Raw genomic sequence first — 19,764 nt, 5'->3', positions numbered from 1 at the left:
GAAACGCCACTATGACCGCCATCGCTCGTATCACCCTGCTCAGTATGGTTTTGGGGTTAAGCGCTTGCGTGGTCCAACCGCAGCAACCTGAACGGCTGCCACCGATCCCGCCGTCGCAGCCGCGCCCGACGCCGTCCCCGACACCGACTCCTGGCAAACCGAGCGTCCCGGCCAAGCCCGCCAAACCGCTGCCACGCACCTCCGCGAGCTTCGCACCGCCGCCGGGTGGCAACAGCCATTGGGATGCCAAGCTCGGCGTGTACGTTCTCGATGATCAGACCAACACCTTCTACCGCCAGCGCACGTACTACCGCTGGGATAACGGCTGGAGCCGGTCGATCAGCCCGAACGGGCCATGGGAAGAGACAGACATCCATGGCGTTCCGGGCGGGTTGGGACGGCAATTCGGGCAGTAAACAGAAACGGCGATCCTTGGATCGCCGTTTTGCTTTTTGGCGTCTGAGAAAGTCGTTTAGAGAATGGCGCGGTATTCGCTTAATGCCTTGCTCGACTGAACCAGGCCTTGGCGCAATAGAAGATCAAGATAGCTACTGACATTCATCGGTGGCATTTTCAGTTGCTTGCGTTGGCGTTGCGCCGCCGTGACCACTGCCGCAGGGTCGAGGTTGAAGAGGTTGTCGACGAACTCGTCAGGATGCTGAGATTCGATACCGAAAGGGCCCAATGCCGTGCAGGGGAAGTCTTTCTGATTGAACGTGACGATGACGCTGGCGTTGCAGCGAATGGCGGCTGCCAACACATGTCGATCATCGATATCTGGCAGCGTCAGCCCTTCGATCAGGTCTTCGTATCCTGTGACACAAGCATCGGGTAAGGCCTGATCCATCAACTCGGACGTGCGATCCAGTTGCTCGGCGGTTAGATCCGGACGGTTTTTTAGGAGATTGCGTTTCCATTCGTTGTGTATCTCAAAAGACCATTTCGCTCTGAAACGTCCGGAAAGCGCGAGCCACATCAGAAAATCTCTCAGGGGCGCGGGGTATAGAACACATGCGTCATATACAGCGGTAAAAGAGGAGTGCCTCACTCGTATCCTGTCCTTAACGCTTGTGCCTGCTCGGCGAGAAGCGTCATTGCTTGCTCGCTGGCAGTGTCGCGCCGGTTTTTATAGTCCATCAAATCGGCAAAGCGCACACGTCGGTGCTTGCCGGTTTTGTGGTAGGACAATTCGCCGGATTCCAGCAGTTTGATCAGGTGCGGGCGTGAGACGTTAAGCAGGTCGGCGGCTTCCTGTGTGGTTAATTCGGCGTGAACCGGGACCACTTTGACGGCGTTGCCCGCTGCTAGCTCAGCCAGAATGTCGACCAGCAACCTGAGGGCTGAGGTGGGCAGTTCGACAGTGTGAGCTTCATTCTGCTCATCGAAAATCTGGATGTGCTGTGTCTCGAATTGAGTCGCAAGATAGGCCGCCAAGGCGCGCTGCCCCTCGATGGCAGCTTGTACTTCGCGCTCCATAGGCAAGGTGATCGGCGGGTGGATGGCAGGCGACATGGCGGTTTCCAATATTCTGAATAATCGAAGCTGAGAGGCTATTCGAATTAATCGAAAATCGCAATAAACGAAATAATCGAAATATCAGACGTCTTTTGTCAGCAACCCCTGCACATACTCCACAAACGCCCGGGCCTTCGCACTGGCCATTCTGCCCGTCGGAAACACTGCCCAAAGGTCCTGATTCGGCAACGTCCAATTCTTCATCACTTCCCTGACCGCGCCGTCGGCCAGTTCCGGTGCAAACATCCATTCGGATGCCATGGTCAGCCCTTGATGGGCTAGCACGGCTGCACGCAGACCTTCGGCGGCGTTGACGCGGATTCGGCCGCTGATGATGACTGACTGATCATCTGTCCCGTTGCGGAACTGCCAGTTGGCACCGCCACCCAAGGTGTAGACGACTGCTTGATGTTGGCTCAGATCGGCAGGGCAGGTAGGCTCGCCGTGTTTTTCGAAGTAGGCGGGCGTGCCCAGCACCATGCGCCGGCATTCGGCGATCTTGCGGGCGGTGAGGCCGGAGTCGCTCTGTGCACCCATGCGCAGGGCGATGTCGACGCCTTCTTCCACCAGATTGACGTTGCGATCGTCCAGCATCAAATCGATGTTCAGGTCCGGGTTCTGATCGAGAAATGGCCCCAGGTGCGGAACGATGTGCAGCCGGCCGAAGGTCACGGCGGCACAGATGCGCAGGTTACCGCTCAGGCCGCTGCCGGCACCGCGAGCGGCGTTGTCGGCCTCGTCCGCTTCTTCGATGGCACGCTTGGAGCGTTCGAAAAAGGCCAGGCCCGCCTCGGTCGGCGTCAGGCCTCGGGTCGAGCGCAACAGCAACCTGACCGCGAGACGCGCCTCCAAATGCGCGATGGCTTTCGAGACGGCGGGCTGGCCGATATTCAAACGCCGGGCGGCGGCGGAAAACGAACCGGTTTCTACCACGTAGACGAAGGTTTCCATTGCGGCGAGGCGGTCCATTTACGTCCCTTATGGAGATCAAATGTGGGAGCGAGCTTGCTCGCGATAGCGGTCTGACAGGCAACTTAGATGTTGAATGTTATGGCCTCATCGCGAGCAAGCTCACTCCCACAGCGGATAGGGGTTGCCGGTCAGAAAGTGGCCTTGCCTATCGAGGCACCACCGTCCACAAAAAGTGTCTGGCCGGTAATGAACCCGCTCTGCTCGGACAACAAAAACGCAATCGCCGCCGCGATCTCCTGCGGTTGCCCCAACCGCCCCATCGGCACGCCGGCCAGATACCGCGCTTCACCTTCGCTGCCCGGTGGATTGTTGGCGCGAAACAGTTCGGTTTCAGTCGGCCCCGGGGCCACGGCGTTCACCGTCACGCCGGTTTGCGCCAGTTCCAGCGCCCAGGATCGCGTGAAGCTGATCAACGCCGCTTTGGCCGCCGCGTAGGCGGTGCGCTGCGTGATACCCAGCACGGTCAGGCTGGAAATGTTCACCACCCGACCCCAGGCCTTGGCGCGCATGTTCGGCAGCAGTGCCTGAGTGGCCTGCAACGCCGAATGCAGGTTGACCCGCATCACGTCGTCGAACGTGTCGAGGTCGATTTCCCCCAGCACCTGCGGGCGCACCAGACCGACGTTATTCACCAGCCCGTCGAACTCATAAGTCCTGGCCAGCTCCGCCAGCACTTCCTGAGTCAGTGCCCGGTCGCTCAGATCCAGCGGAAACAGGATGCCGGGAAAGCTCAGGTCGGGCGATCGGGCGATTCCGACCACCCGATGACCCGCGCGGTCCAGGTGCTCGGCGACCGCGCGGCCGATGCCTTTACTGGCGCCGGTGATGAGAAAGGTACGTCGGGTCATTGCACACTCCTTCAAAGAACATGCCGCGGGTCAGGCGGCATTTAATCGGTTCAGCCGCGAATCGCATCCAGCATCGCGTGAGGCTCAGGACGCTGAGTGTAATCCGGGTTGACCTCGGCGTGACGGATCACGCCGAGTGAAATGATTCATTCTTGGGAAGAATGCCGCGGCCCGCAATCACACTCTGCAAAACAACCGAGCGTCGCGATCCGGATTTTTGTGCTTGAGTAAAGATAACTCTAGGGTTACTTTTGTTTGGGCCTGAGCAAGGAGGCTATTGGTGCAGAGCAGGCTATTGATCAAGGAGTTGGAGGAGGCCGGCTGGATACTGGATCGGATTACCGGCAGTCATCACCTCTTCAAACACCGATACAACCCGTACACGATACCCGTCCCTCATCCGAAAAAGGATTTACCGATCGGGACGGTCAAAAGCATCAGGAGGCGAGCCGGGTTGTATTACCCGGGAGCCAGTTACGCAGGAGATCCATAATGCAATATCCAATCTGTATCGAGTGGGGCGACGAGAACACCGCCATCGGTATTCAGATCCCCGATATCCCAGGCGCGGTAACGGCTGGGGATACGTTTGAAGATGCCTACAATGCGGCGGTCGAGATTGCTCACATCATGCTTCAGGAGATTGCGGCTGACGGGGAGTCGATTCCCATGCCTACATCTGCTGCCGCTCACCGTGGCAATCCGGACTTTGCCGACATGGGCTGGGGAATGCTGGAGCTGGACATCGCGCCGTACATGGGCAAAACCGAGAAGGTCAACGTGACGCTGCCCGGCTACGTGATTCAGCGCATTGATCGATATGTGCGCGAACACAATGTTAAAAGCCGTTCTTCCTTTCTGGCCGATGCGGCGATGGAGAAATTGGTTCGGCACTGAGTGAAATCGAGTCCATCGCCTTCGCGGGCGCCTACCCCTTGCCCGCGAAGCTATTGGTGGACTATGCCGTCGCCAACGAACGCTTCGGCGAAACACTCAAGAACCGCAACAACGCCAACAGCGGAAACGCACTGCCCACAATCACAATCCACAACCAGCCGCCATGCTCATACACCGCACTGGCCACCGAGGAACCAAACGCGCCGCCGATAAAAATGCTGGTCATGTACAGCGCATTCAGGCGGCTGCGGCTTTTAGCGTCGAGGGCGTAGACAGCGCGTTGGCCGAGGACCATGTTCATCTGCACGCAGAAATCGAGCACCACGCCGGTGACCGCGAGGCCGATGACGCTGTAGACCGGATGGATGAACGCCGGCAGGAAGCTCAGGCTGGCGAACAGCAGGGCCAGCAGTGAAGCAATGCGAGTGTGGCCAGCATCGGCCAGTCGACCGGCAATGGGGGCGGCGATGGCGCCGATGGCCCCGACCAGGGCGAAGATCGCGATCTGGGTTTGCGACAAGCCATGATTGCGCGCCAGTTCCAGCGGCACGGCGGTCCAGAACAGGCTGAAGGTGGCGAACATGCAGCCCTGATAAAACGCGCGCTGACGTAACACCGGTTGTTGGCGCAACAGGGTCCACAGAGAGCCCAACAACTGACCATAAGAAGCGCTGTGATCAGGTTGGCGCTTGGGAATCGTCAGCGCCAACACCATGCTGATCGCCGCCATCAACACTGCCGCAATCACAAACATCGCGCGCCAGCCGAAGTGGTCAGCCACCACGCTGGACACAGGTCGAGCGAGCAGAATTCCCAGCAGCAAACCGCCCATGATCCCGCCGACCACACGCCCGCGAGACTCTTCCGGTGCCAAATGCGCGGCCAGCGGAATCAGGATTTGCACCGACACCGAACTGAACCCCACCAGCAACGAGATCAGCAAAAACACGTTTGGCTGATCGGTAAACGCGGCGCCCAACAGACTGGCAATTGCCACCACCGTGGTGATGATCATCAAGCGGCGGTTCTCCAGCAGATCACCCAGTGGCACCAGGAAGAACAGACCCAAGGCGTAACCGATCTGGGTCAGTGAAACGATCAGGCTGGCCATGGTGCTGGTCAGGCCGATGTCCGGCGCGATCAGGCCGATGATCGGTTGGGCGTAGTAAATATTGGCAACGATGGCGCCGCAGCAGAAGGCGAATAGCAGCACCATGCCTCGGGTCATTGTTGCGGTGCCGTGGGGCACCTGGGTCGCAGGGTTCATAACGGGTCTCGCTGAGCAAAAGAGAATGCGCGCAGGCTAAAGGGCTATCGGAATGGGCAGAAGAGGGTTTGGAGTGATAGCAATCATTCCGTTGCGGAATGAGTGACGGACGTGTGTGATGTCCATCGAGGAACCTTGCGTCAAAACATTGAGGTCCGATGATACATTCACTTACATCCTGTTCGATAGCGTGCTTATGTTCTCTCTTCACGTTTCATTAAACGGAAGGCACTTTCATGAATGCGATGTTTCGTCACCTGATTCGCGGCGCTTCAGTTGTTACCTTGGTCGGCTTGTTCACGGCTAGTCTCGCCCAGGCTGCTGATGCGCCGGGCATGCGCATCGGCGTTCGCGGCGAGATCACCGGGGTCAGTCCCGACGTGCTGAATGTCCACGTCAACAGTGGTGAAAACGTGGTGATCAACTTGACCAAGGACACTAAGGTCCGCGCCGTCACCCTGGCCAATATCGAAGACATCAAACCCGGCAGCTATATCGGCTCGGCGGCCGTGCCGCAGGAAGACGGCACGCTCAAGGCGCTGGAAGTCCACGTCTTCCCACCGGAACTGGCCGGTAGCGGCGACGGTCATCGGCCGTTTGATTTGGCGAAGGGCAGTAGCATGACCAATGGCAGTGTCGGTGATTTGGTCGTCAGCAATGGCCGGGTGTTGACCGTCAACTACAAGGGCGGCCAGCAGAAGATTCTGGTGCCGGAGGATGTGCCGATCGTCAATCTGGTGCCGGGGGATCGCAGCTTGCTGAAGGTGGGGGTGAAGATCGTGACGTTTGTGACCCAAAGTGCTGATGGGACGCTGACCGCGCAATCCATTTCGGCCGGCAAGGACGGCGTGACACCGCCAATGTAGCTGCTTGGCACAAACCCTGTGGGAGCGAGCTTGCTCGCGATGGCGGCGTGTCAGGCAACAAATTTGTCGAATAAACAAATGTCATCGCGAGCAAGCTCGCTCCCACAGGGATCTTCAGCGAACATGAGTTTTGTGTTCGGCCACAAAAAAGGCGACCTTCTCAGGTCGCCTTTTTCATTGGGCTCAGGAATTACTGACCGCTGTAGATCTGATCAAAAATCCCACCATCATTGAAGTGGGTCTTCTGCACAGTCCGCCAGTCACCAAAGGTCTTCTCCACCGAAAGGAAATCCACTTTCGGGAAACGATCGGTGTACTTGGCCAGCACTGCCGGATCACGCGGGCGCAGGTAGTTCGCCGCAGCAATCTCCTGACCTTCCGGCGACCACAGGTACTTCAGATACTCCTCAGCAGCAGCGCGAGTGCCTTTCTTGTCGACGGTTTTGTCGACCACCGACACTGGCGGCTCGGCTTCGGCGGAAACACTTGGGTAGATCACTTCAAATTGGTCACGACCAAACTCACGGGCAATCATTTCCGCTTCGTTTTCGAAGGTCACCAGCACATCACCAATCTGGTTGGTCATGAAGGTTGTGGTGGCTGCGCGGCCACCGGTATCCAGCACCGGCGCTTGTTTGAACAGCTTGCCGACGAAGTCTTTGGCTTTGCTTTCGTCGCCACCGTTTTTCAGCACATAACCCCAGGCCGAGAGGTAGGTGTAGCGGCCGTTACCCGACGTTTTCGGGTTTGGCACGATCACCTGCACGCCGTCCTTGAGCAGGTCGGGCCAGTCTTTCAGGGCTTTCGGGTTGCCTTTGCGGACGATGAACACGGTGGCCGAGGTGAACGGCGCGCTGTTGTTCGGCAGACGGGTGACCCAGTTATCCGGGACCAGTTTGCCGTTGTCTGCCAGGGCGTTGATGTCGGTAGCCATGTTCATGGTGATGACGTCAGCCGGCAGGCCATCGATCACCGAACGCGCCTGTTTGCTGGAGCCGCCGAAGGACATCTGCAGGGTGATGTTTTCGTTGTGCTCGGCTTGCCAGTGTTTCTGGAAGGCAGTGTTGTAGTCCTTGTAGAAATCGCGCATCACGTCGTAGGAAACGTTAAGCAGGGTCGGTGCGGCCTGAGCCATGCTGGTCAGTGCCAGGCCAGCGGCCAGAAGTGAGGCGCCAAAGAGTTTTTTCACTGCGCAGTCCTTGTTCGTAAAGTTTTTATTTAAAAGTGAGGCAATTTGCCAGCGACTATAACGGGGCTCGCATAGTCCTTTAAAGATTAAAAAGTACTTTGCTTATTCCACTTTCTTGAACAGCTGATTACCGCACCGTGAGCAGAATGCTGCGCCATGTTCGTGGCTGTTTTTCTTGCACACGGGGCAGTCGTGTTGCAGTTGTTCACCGCGCATCGCGTTGGCCAGTTCGGCGGTGAAAATCCCGGTCGGCACGGCGATGATCGAGTAACCAGTGATCATCACCAAGGACGAAATCACCTGACCCAGCGGCGTCTTGGGCACGATGTCGCCGAACCCTACGGTGGTCAGCGTCACGATAGCCCAATAGATGCCTTTGGGAATGCTGGTGAAGCCGTGCTCCGGGCCTTCGATCACGTACATCAGCGTACCGAACACCGTCACCAGGGTGCAGACGCTGACCAGAAACACCACGATCTTCTGCTTGCTGCCGCGCAATGCGGACATCAGATAGTTGGCTTGTTTGAGGTACGGGCTGAGCTTGAGTACGCGGAAAATCCGCAGCATCCGAATGATCCGGATAATCAGCAGGTACTGTGCATCGGCGTAATACAGCGCAAGAATGCCGGGCACGATTGCCAGCAAATCCACCAGCCCATAAAAGCTGAACGCATAGCGCAACGGCTTGGGTGAGCAGTACAGCCGCAGGCCGTATTCGATGGCGAAGATAACCGTGAAGCCCCACTCGATGTACGCCAGCACGTTGGCGTAGTTCTGGTGAACCGCGTCGATGCTGTCGAGCATCACGATCACAATGCTGGCGAGGATGATCAACAGCAGGATGCCGTCGAAGCGCCGACCGGCCGTGGTGTCGCTTTGGAAAACCATGACGTAAAGCTCTTCACGCCAGTTTTTGCTGCTGTCCATGGAAAACGCCTGAACCAATAATCAGCGAAGCCTAGGTTGATTCTCCTCCAGAGTGCAAGGCGTACGGGCGATAGTGGTCTTGCCGAGCATTTGAACAATCGTACGGATCAGCCAACAGGCAAGGATAAAAGGCGCGGTCAGCGTTGGCAGACCGATGGCGGCAAACATCGGCGTCAGCAACAGCGCTGATGCAATACCGACTAGCGGCAGCCAAGGCTTCTGACGCTGCGAGCTGAAGGCGAGGGCGGCAAGTACGGCGTTATAGCCACCGAGGCCGATCAATGCGGTATAGAAGTCGTGATGCAGCATGCTCCAGCCCATGCCCGCGACAGACGCCAATAACGCCCAGCAGAATGCGCGGCGATCAGCGATCAGCAAACCTACGGCAATCATCGCACCGGCCAGTGGATGACCGAGGAACATCACCTGGCCGAGGCCTTTCAGTGGTGCGGCGAGCATGTTCAGCGTGTTGATTTCGACCAAGTGCGCATTTGTCGAGGGCGTGGCGAAGCACAGCAGCAACCATCCCAGCCCCACGAAGGGCGCCGTATAGGCAGGCAGGTATTGGCTGACCCGGACGCGTTTGAGCCACTGTTGAGTGAACATCGCGCTCAGGCCGCCCGCGGCAATGATCAGCGGCGGCAACATCGCTGACCACGGGAAGTAGAGGCTCAGCAGCAAACCGAGCAAGACACCGTTGTAACTGAACAGCCCGGCCTGACGATCGGCCTTGGCATAACCGCGTCGTTGCGCGGTGAGCAGCCCGGCGACACCGCCCAGCAGTGCACCGCCGAGCAGGGCGGGCGCGGTGAAAAGAATGGCCAGCAGGCACAGCAGACCGCACAGCGGGTTGCGCTGGAGGAAGATCTGGCTGAAGCCGTTGAGCAGGGCAGTGGCCCAGTCGGGGCAGTGGGTGTTGAAGTGGTTGGCAGGCATGATGAAGTCTAGGGGCAGAGGAAAATCCAAGGTATTGCACAAACTCTGTGGCGAGGGAGCTTGCTCCCGCTGGGCCGCGAAGCGGCCCCAAATTCAGCGAATGCGGTCTTTCTGTTGGAACCGTCATGCTAAAGCGACTGCTTCGCAGCCGAGCGGGAGCAAGCTCCCTCGCCACAGGGGGTCTTTAGATCAATGTTTCTATACGCAGAGAGTTAGTCGACCCCGGCTGCCCAAACGGCACACCCGCCGTGATCAATAACGTGTCGCCACGCTTGGCCATGCCCTGCGCCTGGGCAATCTCCAGCGCCGTCGAGCACACCTCATCCACCTGACGCAGCCGATCATTGACCACCGAGTGCACACCCCACGCGACCGTCAACCGGCGCGCAGTCTGCAGGTTCGGCGTCAGGTTGAGGATCGGCACCGTTGGCCGTTCCCGCGCCGCACGCAAACTCGACGTGCCGGACTCGCTGTAATTCACCAGCACCGCCACCGGCAGCACATTGCTGATACGGCGAATCGCGCAGCTGATCGCATCGGAAACAGTCGCCTCAGCCTTAGGCCGGCTCACATCCAGTTGCGCCTGATAGTCCGGACCATTTTCCACCTGGCGGATGATTTTGCTCATCATCTGCACGGCTTCCAGCGGGTACTCTCCGGACGCGGTTTCCGCCGACAACATCACCGCATCCGCACCTTCGGCCACGGCGTTGGCAACATCGGTCACCTCGGCACGGGTCGGGGCAGGGGAGAAGCGCATCGACTCAAGCATCTGCGTCGCCACCACCACCGGTTTGCCGAGCTGACGGCAGATGCTGATGATGTTTTTCTGAATCTGCGGCACGCTTTCGGCCGGCACTTCCACGCCCAGGTCACCGCGAGCAACCATGATCGCGTCGCTCAATTCGGCGATTTCGCGCAGTTGCGTCACCGCCGATGGCTTCTCGATCTTGGCCATCAAAAACGCTTTGTCGCCGATCAGTTCGCGCGCCTCGCGAATGTCTTCCGGACGCTGCACAAACGACAGAGCGACCCAGTCCACACCCAGCTCCAGACCGAAGCTCAAATCGCGACGATCCTTGGCGGTCAGCGGGCTCAGTTCCAACACCGCTTGAGGTACGTTCACACCTTTGCGGTCCGACAGTTCGCCGCCATTCAGCACGGTGGTGTCGATGGCGTCGGAGTACTTGGTCACCACGCGAAGACGCAGCTTGCCGTCGTCCAGCAGCAGGTCCATGCCCGGCTCCAGTGCCGCGATGATTTCCGGGTGAGGCAGGTTGACCCGGCGCTCATCCCCCGGCGTCGGATCAAGATCCAGGCGCAAGGCCTGACCGCGATGCAGTTGCACCTTGCCCTCGGCGAACTTGCCGACCCGCAATTTCGGGCCTTGCAGGTCCATCAGAATGCCCAGCGGATAATTCAGCTGGCGCTCGACTTCACGAATCCACTGATAGCGCTGAGCGTGGTCGGCGTGATCGCCATGGCTGAAGTTCAGGCGAAAGATGTTGACCCCGGCCTGCACCAGCTCACGGATGTCGTCGATCCCGTCAGTGGCAGGGCCGAGGGTGGCGAGGATTTTGACCTTTTTATCAGGCGTCATTTTTAGGGCTCTCGAGAATCAGGATGGCGCGGAAGTCGTTGACGTTGGTGCGGGTCGGCTCGGTGACGATCAGTGCGTCCAGCGCCTCGAAATAGCCGTAGCCATTGTTGTTGTCCAACTCGTCGCTGGCGCTCAGACCGAGGGCGGCGGCGCGGGCGTAGCTGTCCGGGGTCATGATCGCGCCGGCGTTGTCTTCGGAGCCGTCGATGCCATCGGTGTCGCCGGCCAGCGCGTACACGCCGGCCAGGCCTTTGAGGCTGTCGGTCAGGCTCAGCAGGAATTCGGCGTTGCGTCCGCCGCGACCATTGCCGCGTACGGTGACCGTGGTTTCACCGCCCGAGAGGATCACGCAGGGCGCCGCCAATGGTTGACCGTGCAGCACGACCTGACGGGCGATACCGGCGTGAACCTTGGCCACTTCGCGGGATTCGCCTTCCAGGTCGCCGAGGATCAGCGGACTGAAACCGGCCTGACGTGCTTTCACCGCAGCGGCTTCAAGCGACTGCTGCGGACGGGCGATCAATTGGAAGTGACTGCGCGCCAGGCTCGGATCGCCGGGTTTGACTGTCTCTGATTCCGGGCTCTGCAGCCAGTTGCGCACCGAGGCAGGAACATCGATGGCGTAACGCTTGAGGATCGCCAGTGCTTCGGCGGAGGTGCTCGGGTCGGCCACGGTGGGGCCGGAGGCGATGACCGTGGCGAGGTCGCCCGGTACATCGGAAATCGCGTAGGTATAAACAGTGGCAGGCCAGCAGGCTTTGCCGAGGCGGCCGCCCTTGATCGCCGAGAGGTGCTTGCGCACGCAATTCATCTCGCCAATGGTGGCGCCGGATTTGAGCAGGGCTTTGTTGATCGACTGCTTGTCGGCCAGGGTGATGCCGGCCGCGGGCAAAGCCAGCAGGGCAGAGCCGCCGCCCGAGAGCAGGAAGATCACGCGGTCGTCTTCGGTCAGGTTGCTGACCAGTTCCAACACGCGCTTGGCGACCGCCAGACCAGCAGCGTCAGGCACCGGGTGAGCGGCTTCAACCACTTCGATTTTTTCACACGGGGCGCCGTGACCGTAACGCGTCACCACTAAACCTGAGACTTCACCTTGCCAGCAACGCTCCACCACTTGGGCCATGGCCGCGGCGGCTTTGCCGGCGCCGATGACGATCACCCGACCGCTGCGGTCTTTGGGTAAATGGGCTTCGAGAACTTGCTGCGGATGGGCCGCGTCGATGGCTGTGGCAAACAGCTCGCGCAGGAATTGTTGCGGATTGACCGACATGGCGGGCTCCCGGGAATTTCTTGTTATTGGAGGAAGGCAGCCTGCGGCAGCTCTGGAAGGTTCACCCCTTTTTGGTGGGATGAACCGGATCCTGTAGGAGCTGCCGCAGGCTGCGATCTTTTTGCGGATAACGCGGTGAACGGTCGGGCGTAAAGATCAAAAGATCGCAGCCTTCGGCAGCTCCTACTTGCGAATCGAGAAATTCGCCATGTGTTCCAGACCCTTGATCAGCGCCGAGTGGTCCCAGTTGCTGCCGCCGATGGCCGCGCAGGTGCTGAACACTTGCTGGGTGTTGGCGGTGTTCGGCAAGTTGATGCCCAGCTCGCGTGCGCCGGCCAGGGCCAGGTTCAGGTCCTTCTGGTGCAGGCTGATGCGGAAGCCTGGGTCGAAGGTGCCTTTGATCATGCGCTCGCCGTGCACTTCGAGGATCTTCGAGGATGCGAAACCGCCCATCAGTGCTTCACGGACCTTGGCTGGATCAGCACCGTTTTTCGAAGCAAACAGCAGGGCTTCGGCCACGGCCTGGATGTTCAGCGCCACGATGATCTGGTTCGCTACTTTGGCGGTTTGACCGTCGCCGTTGCCGCCCACCAACGTGATGTTCTTGCCCATCGCCTGGAACAGTGGCAGAACGCGTTCGAAGGCATCGGCATCGCCGCCGACCATGATGCTCAGGGTCGCGGCCTTGGCGCCGACTTCACCGCCGGACACTGGCGCGTCGAGGTACTGAGCGCCTTTTTCGTTGATTTTGGCAGCGAAGGCTTTGGTAGCGGTTGGCGAGATCGAGCTCATGTCGATCACGACTTTGCCTTTGCCAACACCGGCCGCAACACCGTCGGCGCGGAACAGCACGTCTTCGACCTGCGGGGTATCCGGCACCATGACGATGATGAATTCGGCTTCTTGCGCGACTTCTTTCGGGTTCGCCAGGGCGACGGCGCCACCGGCAATCAGGTCAGCAGGCGCAGCGTCGTGGTGCGCCGACAGGAACAGGCTGTGACCGGCTTTCTGCAGGTTCAACGCCATTGGGTGGCCCATGATGCCGGTGCCGATAAATCCGATTTTAGCCATGAGAAATTCCTCTTGTTTTTATTGCTGCCCCCTCGTAGACGGGGAGCGCTTCAAATCGCGTTATGCGTTTTCAACCAGCCCAGACCTGCTTCAGTGGTGGTCAGCGGCTTGTATTCGCAGCCAACCCAACCCTGATAACCGATGCGGTCCAGGTGTTCGAACAGGAAGCGGTAGTTGATCTCACCGGTGCCCGGTTCGTTACGCCCTGGGTTGTCGGCCAACTGGATGTGGTTGATCTCGCCCAGGTGCGCAGCCATGGTGCGGGCCAGGTCGCCCTCCATGATTTGCATGTGGTAGATGTCGTATTGCAGGAACAGGTTGGCGCTGCCGACCTGTTCGCGAATCGACAGGGCTTGCGCCGTGTTGTTCAGGTAGAAACCCGGGATGTCGCGGGTGTTGATCGCTTCCATCACCAGTTTGATACCCGCCGCTTGCAGCTTGTCGGCGGCGTATTTGAGGTTGGCGACGAAGGTTTTTTCCACGGTGGCATCGTCGATGCCTTGTGGGCGAATACCGGCCAGGCAGTTGACCTGGGTGTTGCCCAACACTTGCGCGTAGGCAATCGCCAGGTCGACACCGGCGCGGAACTCTTCAACCCGGTCCGGCAGGCACGCGATACCGCGTTCGCCCTTGGCCCAGTCCCCGGCCGGCAGGTTGAACAGCACCTGGGTCAAGCCATTGGCATCGAGCTTGGCTTTGATCTCGGCAGAGCTGAAGTCGTAAGGGAACAGGTATTCGACACCACTGAAGCCGGCCTTGGCGGCAGCTTCAAAACGGGCAAGAAAATCCTGCTCGGTGAACAGCATGGACAGGTTGGCGGCGAAACGCGGCATGGTGGTCTCCTGTGAAAAATAGGTGCCTGTAGCAGCTGCCGAGGAACGAGGCTGCGTTGGGCTGCGAAGCGGCCCCCGATGGCGGTCCTGCGGACACGCAACGCAGCCTCGTGCCTCGGCAGCTGCTACAGGTATCAGGTCAACTTAATCGAGCAACGAAATCGCCGTTGGCGCATCGTTGCCGACCAGCGCCAGGTCTTCGAATTCGTTGACGGCGTTGATCTCGGTGCCCATGGAAATGTTGGTCACGCGCTCCAGAATAACCTCGACGATCACCGGCACCTTGAACTCTTCGATCAACTCCTGAGCCCTGCGCAGGGCAGGCTGGATCTGACCCGGTTCGAATACACGCAGCGCCTTGCAGCCCAGGCCTTCAGCGACCGCGACGTGGTCGACACCGTAACCGTTGAGTTCCGGAGCGTTCAGGTTGTCGAAGGACAGCTGCACGCAGTAGTCCATGTCGAAACCGCGCTGGGCCTGACGGATCAGCCCCAGATACGAGTTGTTCACCACCACGTGGATGTACGGCAGCTTGAACTGCGCGCCCACCGCCAATTCTTCGATCATGAACTGGAAGTCATAGTCGCCCGACAGCGCCACGACCTTGCGGGTCGGATCAGCCTTGACCACGCCCAGCGCTGCCGGAATGGTCCAGCCCAATGGGCCGGCCTGACCGCAGTTGATCCAGTGACGCGGTTTGTAGACGTGCAGGAACTGCGCGCCGGCAATCTGCGACAGACCGATGGTGCTGACGTAGCACGTGTCCTTGCCGAACACCTGGTTCATCTCTTCGTAAACGCGCTGCGGCTTGACCGGTACGTTGTCGAAGTGAGTCTTGCGCTGCAGGCTGGATTTGCGCTGCTGGCAGTCTTGCAGCCAGGCGCTGCGGTTTTTCAGCTTGCCGGCAGCTTGCCATTCGCGAGCGACTTCGATGAACACGGTCAGCGCGGCAGCGGCGTCGGAAACGATGCCCAGGTCCGGGGTGAACACGCGGCCGATCTGGGTCGGTTCGATGTCAACGTGAATGAACTTGCGGCCTTCGGTGTAAACGTCGATCGAACCGGTGTGACGGTTGGCCCAACGGTTACCGACACCCAGCACCAGGTCGGATTTGAGCATCGTGGCGTTGCCGTAGCGGTGCGAGGTTTGCAGACCGACCATGCCGACCATCAATGGGTGATCGTCCGGAATGGTGCCCCAGCCCATCAGGGTCGGGATCACCGGAATACCGGTCAACTCGGCGAATTCCACCAGCAACTCGCTGGCGTCGGCATTGATGATGCCGCCACCGGCCACCAGCAACGGACGCTCGGCCTGATCGAGCATGGCCAGCGCCTTCTCGATTTGCACGCGGTTGGCAGTTGGCTTGGCCAGCGGCAGTGGTTCATAGGCGTCGATGTCGAATTCGATTTCAGCCATCTGCACGTCGAACGGCAGATCGATCAGCACCGGGCCAGGACGGCCGGAGCGCATTTCGTAGAAGGCTTTCTGGAACGCGTAAGGCACCTGGCCCGGTTCCATGACGGTGGTTGCCCACTTGGTCACTGGCTTGACGATCGAGGTGATGTCGACAGCCTGGAAGTCTTCCTTATGCATACGGGCGCGGGGTGCCTGGCCGGTAATGCAAAGAATCGGGATCGAGTCGGCCGAGGCGCTGTAGAGCCCGGTGACCATGTCGGTACCGGCCGGGCCGGAAGTGCCGATGCACACGCCGATGTTGCCGGCCTTGGTGCGGGTGTAGCCCTCGGCCATGTGCGAGGCGCCTTCAACGTGGCGAGCAAGGACGTGATCGATGCCACCGACCTTCTGCAGGGCGGAGTACAGCGGGTTGATCGCGGCGCCGGGGATGCCAAAAGCGGTATCAACCCCTTCACGGCGCATCACCAGAACGGCGGCTTCGATTGCTCTCATTTTGCTCATGGTTTTGTGCCTCTTACGTTTTGTAATTGTATACAAGTGGCTTTGCGCAGAGTGTATTCACGGCGGACGGCGCAGGTCAATCCATTTTCTCAAGCGGCCGTTTCATTCGTCGGAAGCCCGATCTACTGTGGCTTTTCGTCGCATGTGGCGCTTTTCGAGAATTATTGTATACAAAAAAATAACTCATTGTGTTCTATTTGTTGCATCGGACTTCTGAACAAAACGCAGTCCAGCAGCTTTCCCTATAACAAAATGAGGACGGCACCATGAGCGCTTTAACCTTGAAAGTCGCAGTCAACCTGGCCAATCAGGCTATCTCCGCAGGGCGTGCAATCTCGGCGGCTCCATTGACCATCGCAGTACTGGATGCGGGTGGACACTTGGTCACCCTGCAGCGTGAAGACGGCGCCAGCCTGCTGCGCCCGCAGATCGCCATCGGCAAAGCCTGGGGCGCCATCGCCCTGGGCAAAGGCTCACGCCTGCTGGCGCTGGACGCACAACAACGACCGGCGTTTATCGCCGCTTTGAATAGTCTGGGGCAGGGCAGCGTCGTCCCGGCACCGGGCGGCGTTTTGATTCGGGATCAGGACGGGAACGTGCTGGGGGCTGTTGGTATCAGCGGTGATCTTTCTGATGTTGATGAGCAATGTGCGATCAACGCGATTGAGGCGTCGGGGTTGCGTGCGGATGCGGGAGTGGCGGCCTGATATGAAATAAATCGATACTGCCGGTAGAGCGGTGGTGACGAAGAGGGGTGGCGTCGATAGACTGCCGCCCCTCTCGTTTTTTTATCAAGGAAGATATGCGTGAAGACGCTTCTTGGCATCACTTTGGCTGCGGCCATGACCCTCAGTACTCCCTTTCTGCACGCCGAAACGCTGGACGCCGATGACATCGCCTTCCAGGCACTCAGCCCGGTGGTCACCGCGTTACTCAACAGCGAAGACGCTGACGAATTAATGGCCCGAGCCGAGAAGCTCGAAGACACCGATACCTTGCAGGCCATCGCTGTTTACCTGGCGGCCAGCCGTGAAGATCCCAAGCAATTGTTGGCGCCCTATCAGGTGGCGGCGCTGTTTGCCCGTCGCGGCGATGACAAACTGGCGGAGCGCTTTCTGAAGGAGGCCGATGATCGAGGGATGTGGTTCGGCCCGCTGTTGGCGGGTGACGAAGACTTCGCCGATCTGCGCCAAACATCCACCTACAAAAGCGTGTTGGCCAATGCCCAGCAGCGCTATCAAAAAATCGCGCCAGGCAAGGTCGGTGCGATTTCGGTGCTCAATCCTCCCGCCAGTGTTCCCGTACCCGCAGCATGCCGGCCGGTGCTGGTCTGGTTGCATGGTTACGGCGTCAATGGCGAGGTCGATGAGGATTATCAGCCGCTCGCGGACACCGGGGCGATCGTCCTGGGCATCAACGGCACTGAAATGATCAACGCTGTCGACAGCTTCCGCTGGATCGGCCCAGGCTTTGAAGGCACGCATAAAGCGGTACAGAACGGCCTGAAAGAATTGGCGGCGCAGCAATGCATCGACCGCAAGCATGTTTACCTGATGGGGTTCTCCCAAGGCTCGCAACATGCCGGTGCGCTGTTGGCGCAGCACCCGGACGATTACGCCGGCGCGCTGCTGCTGTCGCCCGGTGGCATGCAGCCGACGCCGACGACAAGCAAGGCTCACGGGAAAAAGGTGTTCGTGATTAATGGCAAGCTGGAAGGGCCGGGCAATCAACAGATGAGCACTGATTTCCGCAAGTTGTTCAGTGACGGTAACGAGGTTAAATCCAGCACTCATGATGCTGGGCACACGTTCCCTGACGACTGGCGCACATCGTTGCCGCAAGCGTTGCGCTGGATGATGGGTAGCGAAGCTTAAGATCAAAAGATCGCCAGATCCTGTCCAAGCGTGAGCTCGGTGTAGGCGCTGGCGATCTTTTCGTTATGCCGTGGTCTGGCGGTCCGGCTCACACCCCTTGAGCACCAACCGGATAATCGTCTGCGCCGCCGCTTCATAGTCGGCCTCATCGAGCTTGGCCTTTCCGGTCACCGCGGAAATCTGCCAGTCGAAGTCGGCATAGGTCTGGGTCGCGGCCCAGATGCTGAACATCAGATGGTTGGGGTCGATCGGGGCGATCTGGCCGCGGTCGATCCAGGTCTGGATGCAGTCGATGTTGTGCTTGGCCTGGCCGTTGAGCCGTTCAACCAGATCGGCACTCAGGTGCGGGGCGCCGTGCATGATTTCGCTGGCGAACACCTTGGAGGCGAAGGGCAGGTCGCGGGAGATGCGGATTTTCGAGCGGATGTAGCCGCTAAGCACTTCACTGGGCACGCCGTCGGCATTGAACGGTGTCGAGGCCTGCAGAATCGGCTCGATGATGCTTTCCAGGACCTCGCGGTAGAGGTTTTCCTTGGATTTGAAGTAGTAGTAGACGTTGGGCTTGGGCAATCCCGCCTTGGCTGCGATGTCACTGGTTTTGGTCGCAGCGAAGCCCTTGTCGGCAAATTCTTCACTGGCGGCACGCAGGATCAGTTCTTTGTTGCGCTCGCGGATGGTGCTCATAAACCAGGGGGTTCCTTGCCTGTTCTGGCGGTTGCGCATGGTAGCACCGGCCTCGCGCGGCGCTCAAGAATGCCCCGTGCGGCACCCGGCCGCGTTATGCTGCGCGGCATCTATTCAAGAAGGAAACCTGATTCATGGCAGGAAGCAGTTTGCTGTTACTGATAGACGACATCGCCGCGGTACTCGACGATGTGGCGTTGATGACCAAAATGGCCGCCAAGAAGACGGCTGGCGTGCTCGGCGACGATCTGGCGCTCAATGCCCAACAGGTTTCCGGTGTGCGTGCCGAGCGGGAAATCCCGGTGGTGTGGGCGGTGGCCAAGGGGTCGTTTCTCAACAAGCTGATCCTGGTGCCCTCGGCGTTGGCCATCAGCGCGTTCATTCCCTGGCTGGTCACACCGTTGTTGATGATCGGCGGCGCTTACCTGTGTTTCGAAGGTTTCGAAAAACTGGCGCATAAATTCCTGCACAGCAAGGCTGAAGACCAGGCCGAGCATGCTGAGTTGGTCGAGGCCGTGGCTGATCCGGCGGTCGATCTGGTGGCGTTCGAGCAGGACAAGATCAAAGGCGCCATCCGCACCGACTTCATTCTCTCTGCAGAAATCATCGCGATCACCCTCGGTACCGTGGCGGATGCTTCGCTGACCCAACAAGTCATCGTGCTTTCGGGCATTGCCATCGTCATGACTATCGGCGTGTATGGCCTGGTGGCCGGCATCGTCAAACTCGACGATCTCGGCTTGTGGTTGACTCAGAAGCCTGGGCAGATGGCCAAGAGCATCGGCGGCGGGATCCTGCGTGCGGCGCCGTACATGATGAAAAGCCTGTCGGTGATCGGCACGGCGGCGATGTTCCTGGTGGGTGGCGGAATTCTCACCCACGGCGTGCCGGTGGTTCATCACTGGATTGAGAGTGTCAGCGCAGGGGCGGGCGGTGCCGGGTTTATCGTGCCGACGTTGCTGAATGCGGTGGCGGGGATTGTGGCGGGGGCGGTGGTGTTGGCCGGCGTCATGGCGGCGAGCAAAATCTGGCGCTCAGTCAAAAGCTGAACCTGTAGGAGCTGAGCTTGCTCGCGATGAGGCCATAACATTCAAC

General features: G+C 59.4%; 21 protein-coding genes. 7 read left to right on the top strand and 14 right to left on the bottom strand.

Features of this window, described 5'->3' with window-relative positions:
- Nucleotides 1-11: 11 nt before the first annotated feature.
- Complete coding sequence (locus tag ACA079_RS23710) at nt 12-416, top strand: hypothetical protein (protein ID WP_497701150.1); 405 nt, start codon at nt 12-14, stop codon at nt 414-416.
- 56 nt (nt 417-472) lie between these two features.
- On the opposite strand, the gene ACA079_RS23705 is transcribed toward ACA079_RS23710, so the two are convergent.
- The 4 genes from ACA079_RS23705 to ACA079_RS23690 all read right to left on the bottom strand — a co-directional run bounded on the left by ACA079_RS23705 (nt 473) and on the right by ACA079_RS23690 (nt 3,335).
- Nucleotides 473-1,048, bottom strand: a complete 576-nt coding sequence (locus ACA079_RS23705; protein WP_497701149.1) for a PIN domain-containing protein — start codon at nt 1,046-1,048, stop codon at nt 473-475.
- Nucleotides 1,045-1,512, bottom strand: coding sequence for a helix-turn-helix domain-containing protein (locus ACA079_RS23700; protein WP_497701148.1), 468 nt, complete (start codon nt 1,510-1,512; stop codon nt 1,045-1,047). Before ACA079_RS23700 ends, ACA079_RS23705 begins: the two co-directional genes overlap by 4 nt.
- A gap of 84 nt (nt 1,513-1,596) precedes the next feature.
- Nucleotides 1,597-2,484, bottom strand: coding sequence for a LysR family transcriptional regulator (locus tag ACA079_RS23695; RefSeq protein WP_497701147.1), 888 nt, complete (start codon nt 2,482-2,484; stop codon nt 1,597-1,599).
- Between the two features lie 131 nt (nt 2,485-2,615).
- A complete protein-coding gene (locus tag ACA079_RS23690; RefSeq protein ID WP_497701146.1) occupies nt 2,616-3,335 on the bottom strand; it encodes an SDR family oxidoreductase in 720 nt (239 codons plus the stop codon).
- 280 nt (nt 3,336-3,615) lie between these two features.
- Here ACA079_RS23690 and ACA079_RS23685 point away from each other — a divergent pair, with 280 nt between their 5' ends.
- The gene (locus ACA079_RS23685; RefSeq protein WP_497701145.1) at nt 3,616-3,828 is read left to right on the top strand and encodes a type II toxin-antitoxin system HicA family toxin; all 213 of its coding nucleotides are present in this window, start codon (nt 3,616-3,618) and stop codon (nt 3,826-3,828) included.
- Nucleotides 3,828-4,232 carry a type II toxin-antitoxin system HicB family antitoxin gene (locus tag ACA079_RS23680; protein ID WP_056742059.1) on the top strand — a complete coding sequence of 135 codons (405 nt, stop codon included), beginning with the start codon at nt 3,828-3,830 and terminating at the stop codon, nt 4,230-4,232. Before ACA079_RS23685 ends, ACA079_RS23680 begins: the two co-directional genes overlap by 1 nt.
- A gap of 61 nt (nt 4,233-4,293) precedes the next feature.
- Here the strand turns inward: ACA079_RS23680 and ACA079_RS23675 are convergent, their stop codons facing one another.
- A complete protein-coding gene (locus ACA079_RS23675; RefSeq protein WP_497701144.1) occupies nt 4,294-5,499 on the bottom strand; it encodes an MFS transporter in 1,206 nt (401 codons plus the stop codon).
- A gap of 236 nt (nt 5,500-5,735) precedes the next feature.
- On the opposite strand from ACA079_RS23675, the gene ACA079_RS23670 reads away from it, so the two are divergent.
- Nucleotides 5,736-6,365, top strand: coding sequence for a hypothetical protein (locus tag ACA079_RS23670; protein ID WP_497701143.1), 630 nt, complete (start codon nt 5,736-5,738; stop codon nt 6,363-6,365).
- A 190-nt stretch (nt 6,366-6,555) separates the two neighbouring features.
- Here ACA079_RS23670 and ACA079_RS23665 read toward each other — a convergent pair whose 3' ends face one another.
- The 8 genes from ACA079_RS23665 to gcl all read right to left on the bottom strand — a co-directional run bounded on the left by ACA079_RS23665 (nt 6,556) and on the right by gcl (nt 16,111).
- Complete coding sequence (locus ACA079_RS23665; RefSeq protein WP_033056035.1) at nt 6,556-7,554, bottom strand: sulfate ABC transporter substrate-binding protein; 999 nt, start codon at nt 7,552-7,554, stop codon at nt 6,556-6,558.
- Nucleotides 7,555-7,656: 102 nt separating this feature from the next.
- Nucleotides 7,657-8,481, bottom strand: a complete 825-nt coding sequence (locus ACA079_RS23660) for an ion transporter (protein WP_497701142.1) — start codon at nt 8,479-8,481, stop codon at nt 7,657-7,659.
- 21 nt (nt 8,482-8,502) lie between these two features.
- On the bottom strand, nt 8,503-9,417 hold the full coding sequence (locus tag ACA079_RS23655) for an urea transporter (RefSeq protein ID WP_497701141.1): 915 nt from the start codon (nt 9,415-9,417) through the stop codon (nt 8,503-8,505).
- A gap of 184 nt (nt 9,418-9,601) precedes the next feature.
- Nucleotides 9,602-11,017, bottom strand: a complete 1,416-nt coding sequence (pyk, locus tag ACA079_RS23650) for a pyruvate kinase (RefSeq protein WP_497701140.1) — start codon at nt 11,015-11,017, stop codon at nt 9,602-9,604.
- Nucleotides 11,007-12,287: a glycerate kinase type-2 family protein gene (locus tag ACA079_RS23645; protein ID WP_497701139.1), complete on the bottom strand. Its 1,281-nt coding sequence runs from the start codon at nt 12,285-12,287 to the stop codon at nt 11,007-11,009. The genes pyk and ACA079_RS23645 overlap by 11 nt, the downstream gene beginning before the upstream one ends.
- 183 nt (nt 12,288-12,470) lie before the next feature.
- Nucleotides 12,471-13,358 carry a 2-hydroxy-3-oxopropionate reductase gene (locus tag ACA079_RS23640; protein WP_497701138.1) on the bottom strand — a complete coding sequence of 296 codons (888 nt, stop codon included), beginning with the start codon at nt 13,356-13,358 and terminating at the stop codon, nt 12,471-12,473.
- A gap of 50 nt (nt 13,359-13,408) precedes the next feature.
- Nucleotides 13,409-14,191, bottom strand: a complete 783-nt coding sequence (gene hyi / locus ACA079_RS23635) for a hydroxypyruvate isomerase (RefSeq protein ID WP_223431574.1) — start codon at nt 14,189-14,191, stop codon at nt 13,409-13,411.
- A gap of 144 nt (nt 14,192-14,335) precedes the next feature.
- Nucleotides 14,336-16,111: a glyoxylate carboligase gene (gene gcl / locus ACA079_RS23630; protein WP_497701137.1), complete on the bottom strand. Its 1,776-nt coding sequence runs from the start codon at nt 16,109-16,111 to the stop codon at nt 14,336-14,338.
- A gap of 266 nt (nt 16,112-16,377) precedes the next feature.
- Between gcl and ACA079_RS23625 the strand changes: the two genes are divergently transcribed.
- Together ACA079_RS23625 and ACA079_RS23620 are read left to right on the top strand one after the other, a co-directional pair.
- The gene (locus ACA079_RS23625; RefSeq protein ID WP_497701136.1) at nt 16,378-16,818 is read left to right on the top strand and encodes a GlcG/HbpS family heme-binding protein; all 441 of its coding nucleotides are present in this window, start codon (nt 16,378-16,380) and stop codon (nt 16,816-16,818) included.
- A 99-nt stretch (nt 16,819-16,917) separates the two neighbouring features.
- Nucleotides 16,918-17,985: an alpha/beta hydrolase gene (locus tag ACA079_RS23620; protein WP_497701135.1), complete on the top strand. Its 1,068-nt coding sequence runs from the start codon at nt 16,918-16,920 to the stop codon at nt 17,983-17,985.
- A 63-nt stretch (nt 17,986-18,048) separates the two neighbouring features.
- Here the strand turns inward: ACA079_RS23620 and ACA079_RS23615 are convergent, their stop codons facing one another.
- On the bottom strand, nt 18,049-18,669 hold the full coding sequence (locus ACA079_RS23615; RefSeq protein WP_497701134.1) for a TetR/AcrR family transcriptional regulator: 621 nt from the start codon (nt 18,667-18,669) through the stop codon (nt 18,049-18,051).
- Nucleotides 18,670-18,803: 134 nt separating this feature from the next.
- Here ACA079_RS23615 and ACA079_RS23610 point away from each other — a divergent pair, with 134 nt between their 5' ends.
- Nucleotides 18,804-19,718 carry a DUF808 domain-containing protein gene (locus ACA079_RS23610; RefSeq protein ID WP_497701133.1) on the top strand — a complete coding sequence of 305 codons (915 nt, stop codon included), beginning with the start codon at nt 18,804-18,806 and terminating at the stop codon, nt 19,716-19,718.
- Nucleotides 19,719-19,764 lie beyond the last annotated feature (46 nt).

Source organism: Pseudomonas sp. LBUM1645 (assembly GCF_059716185.1).
The sequence above is the reverse complement of the archived record's forward strand: the minus strand, read 5'-3'. Positions and strand labels throughout refer to the sequence as shown.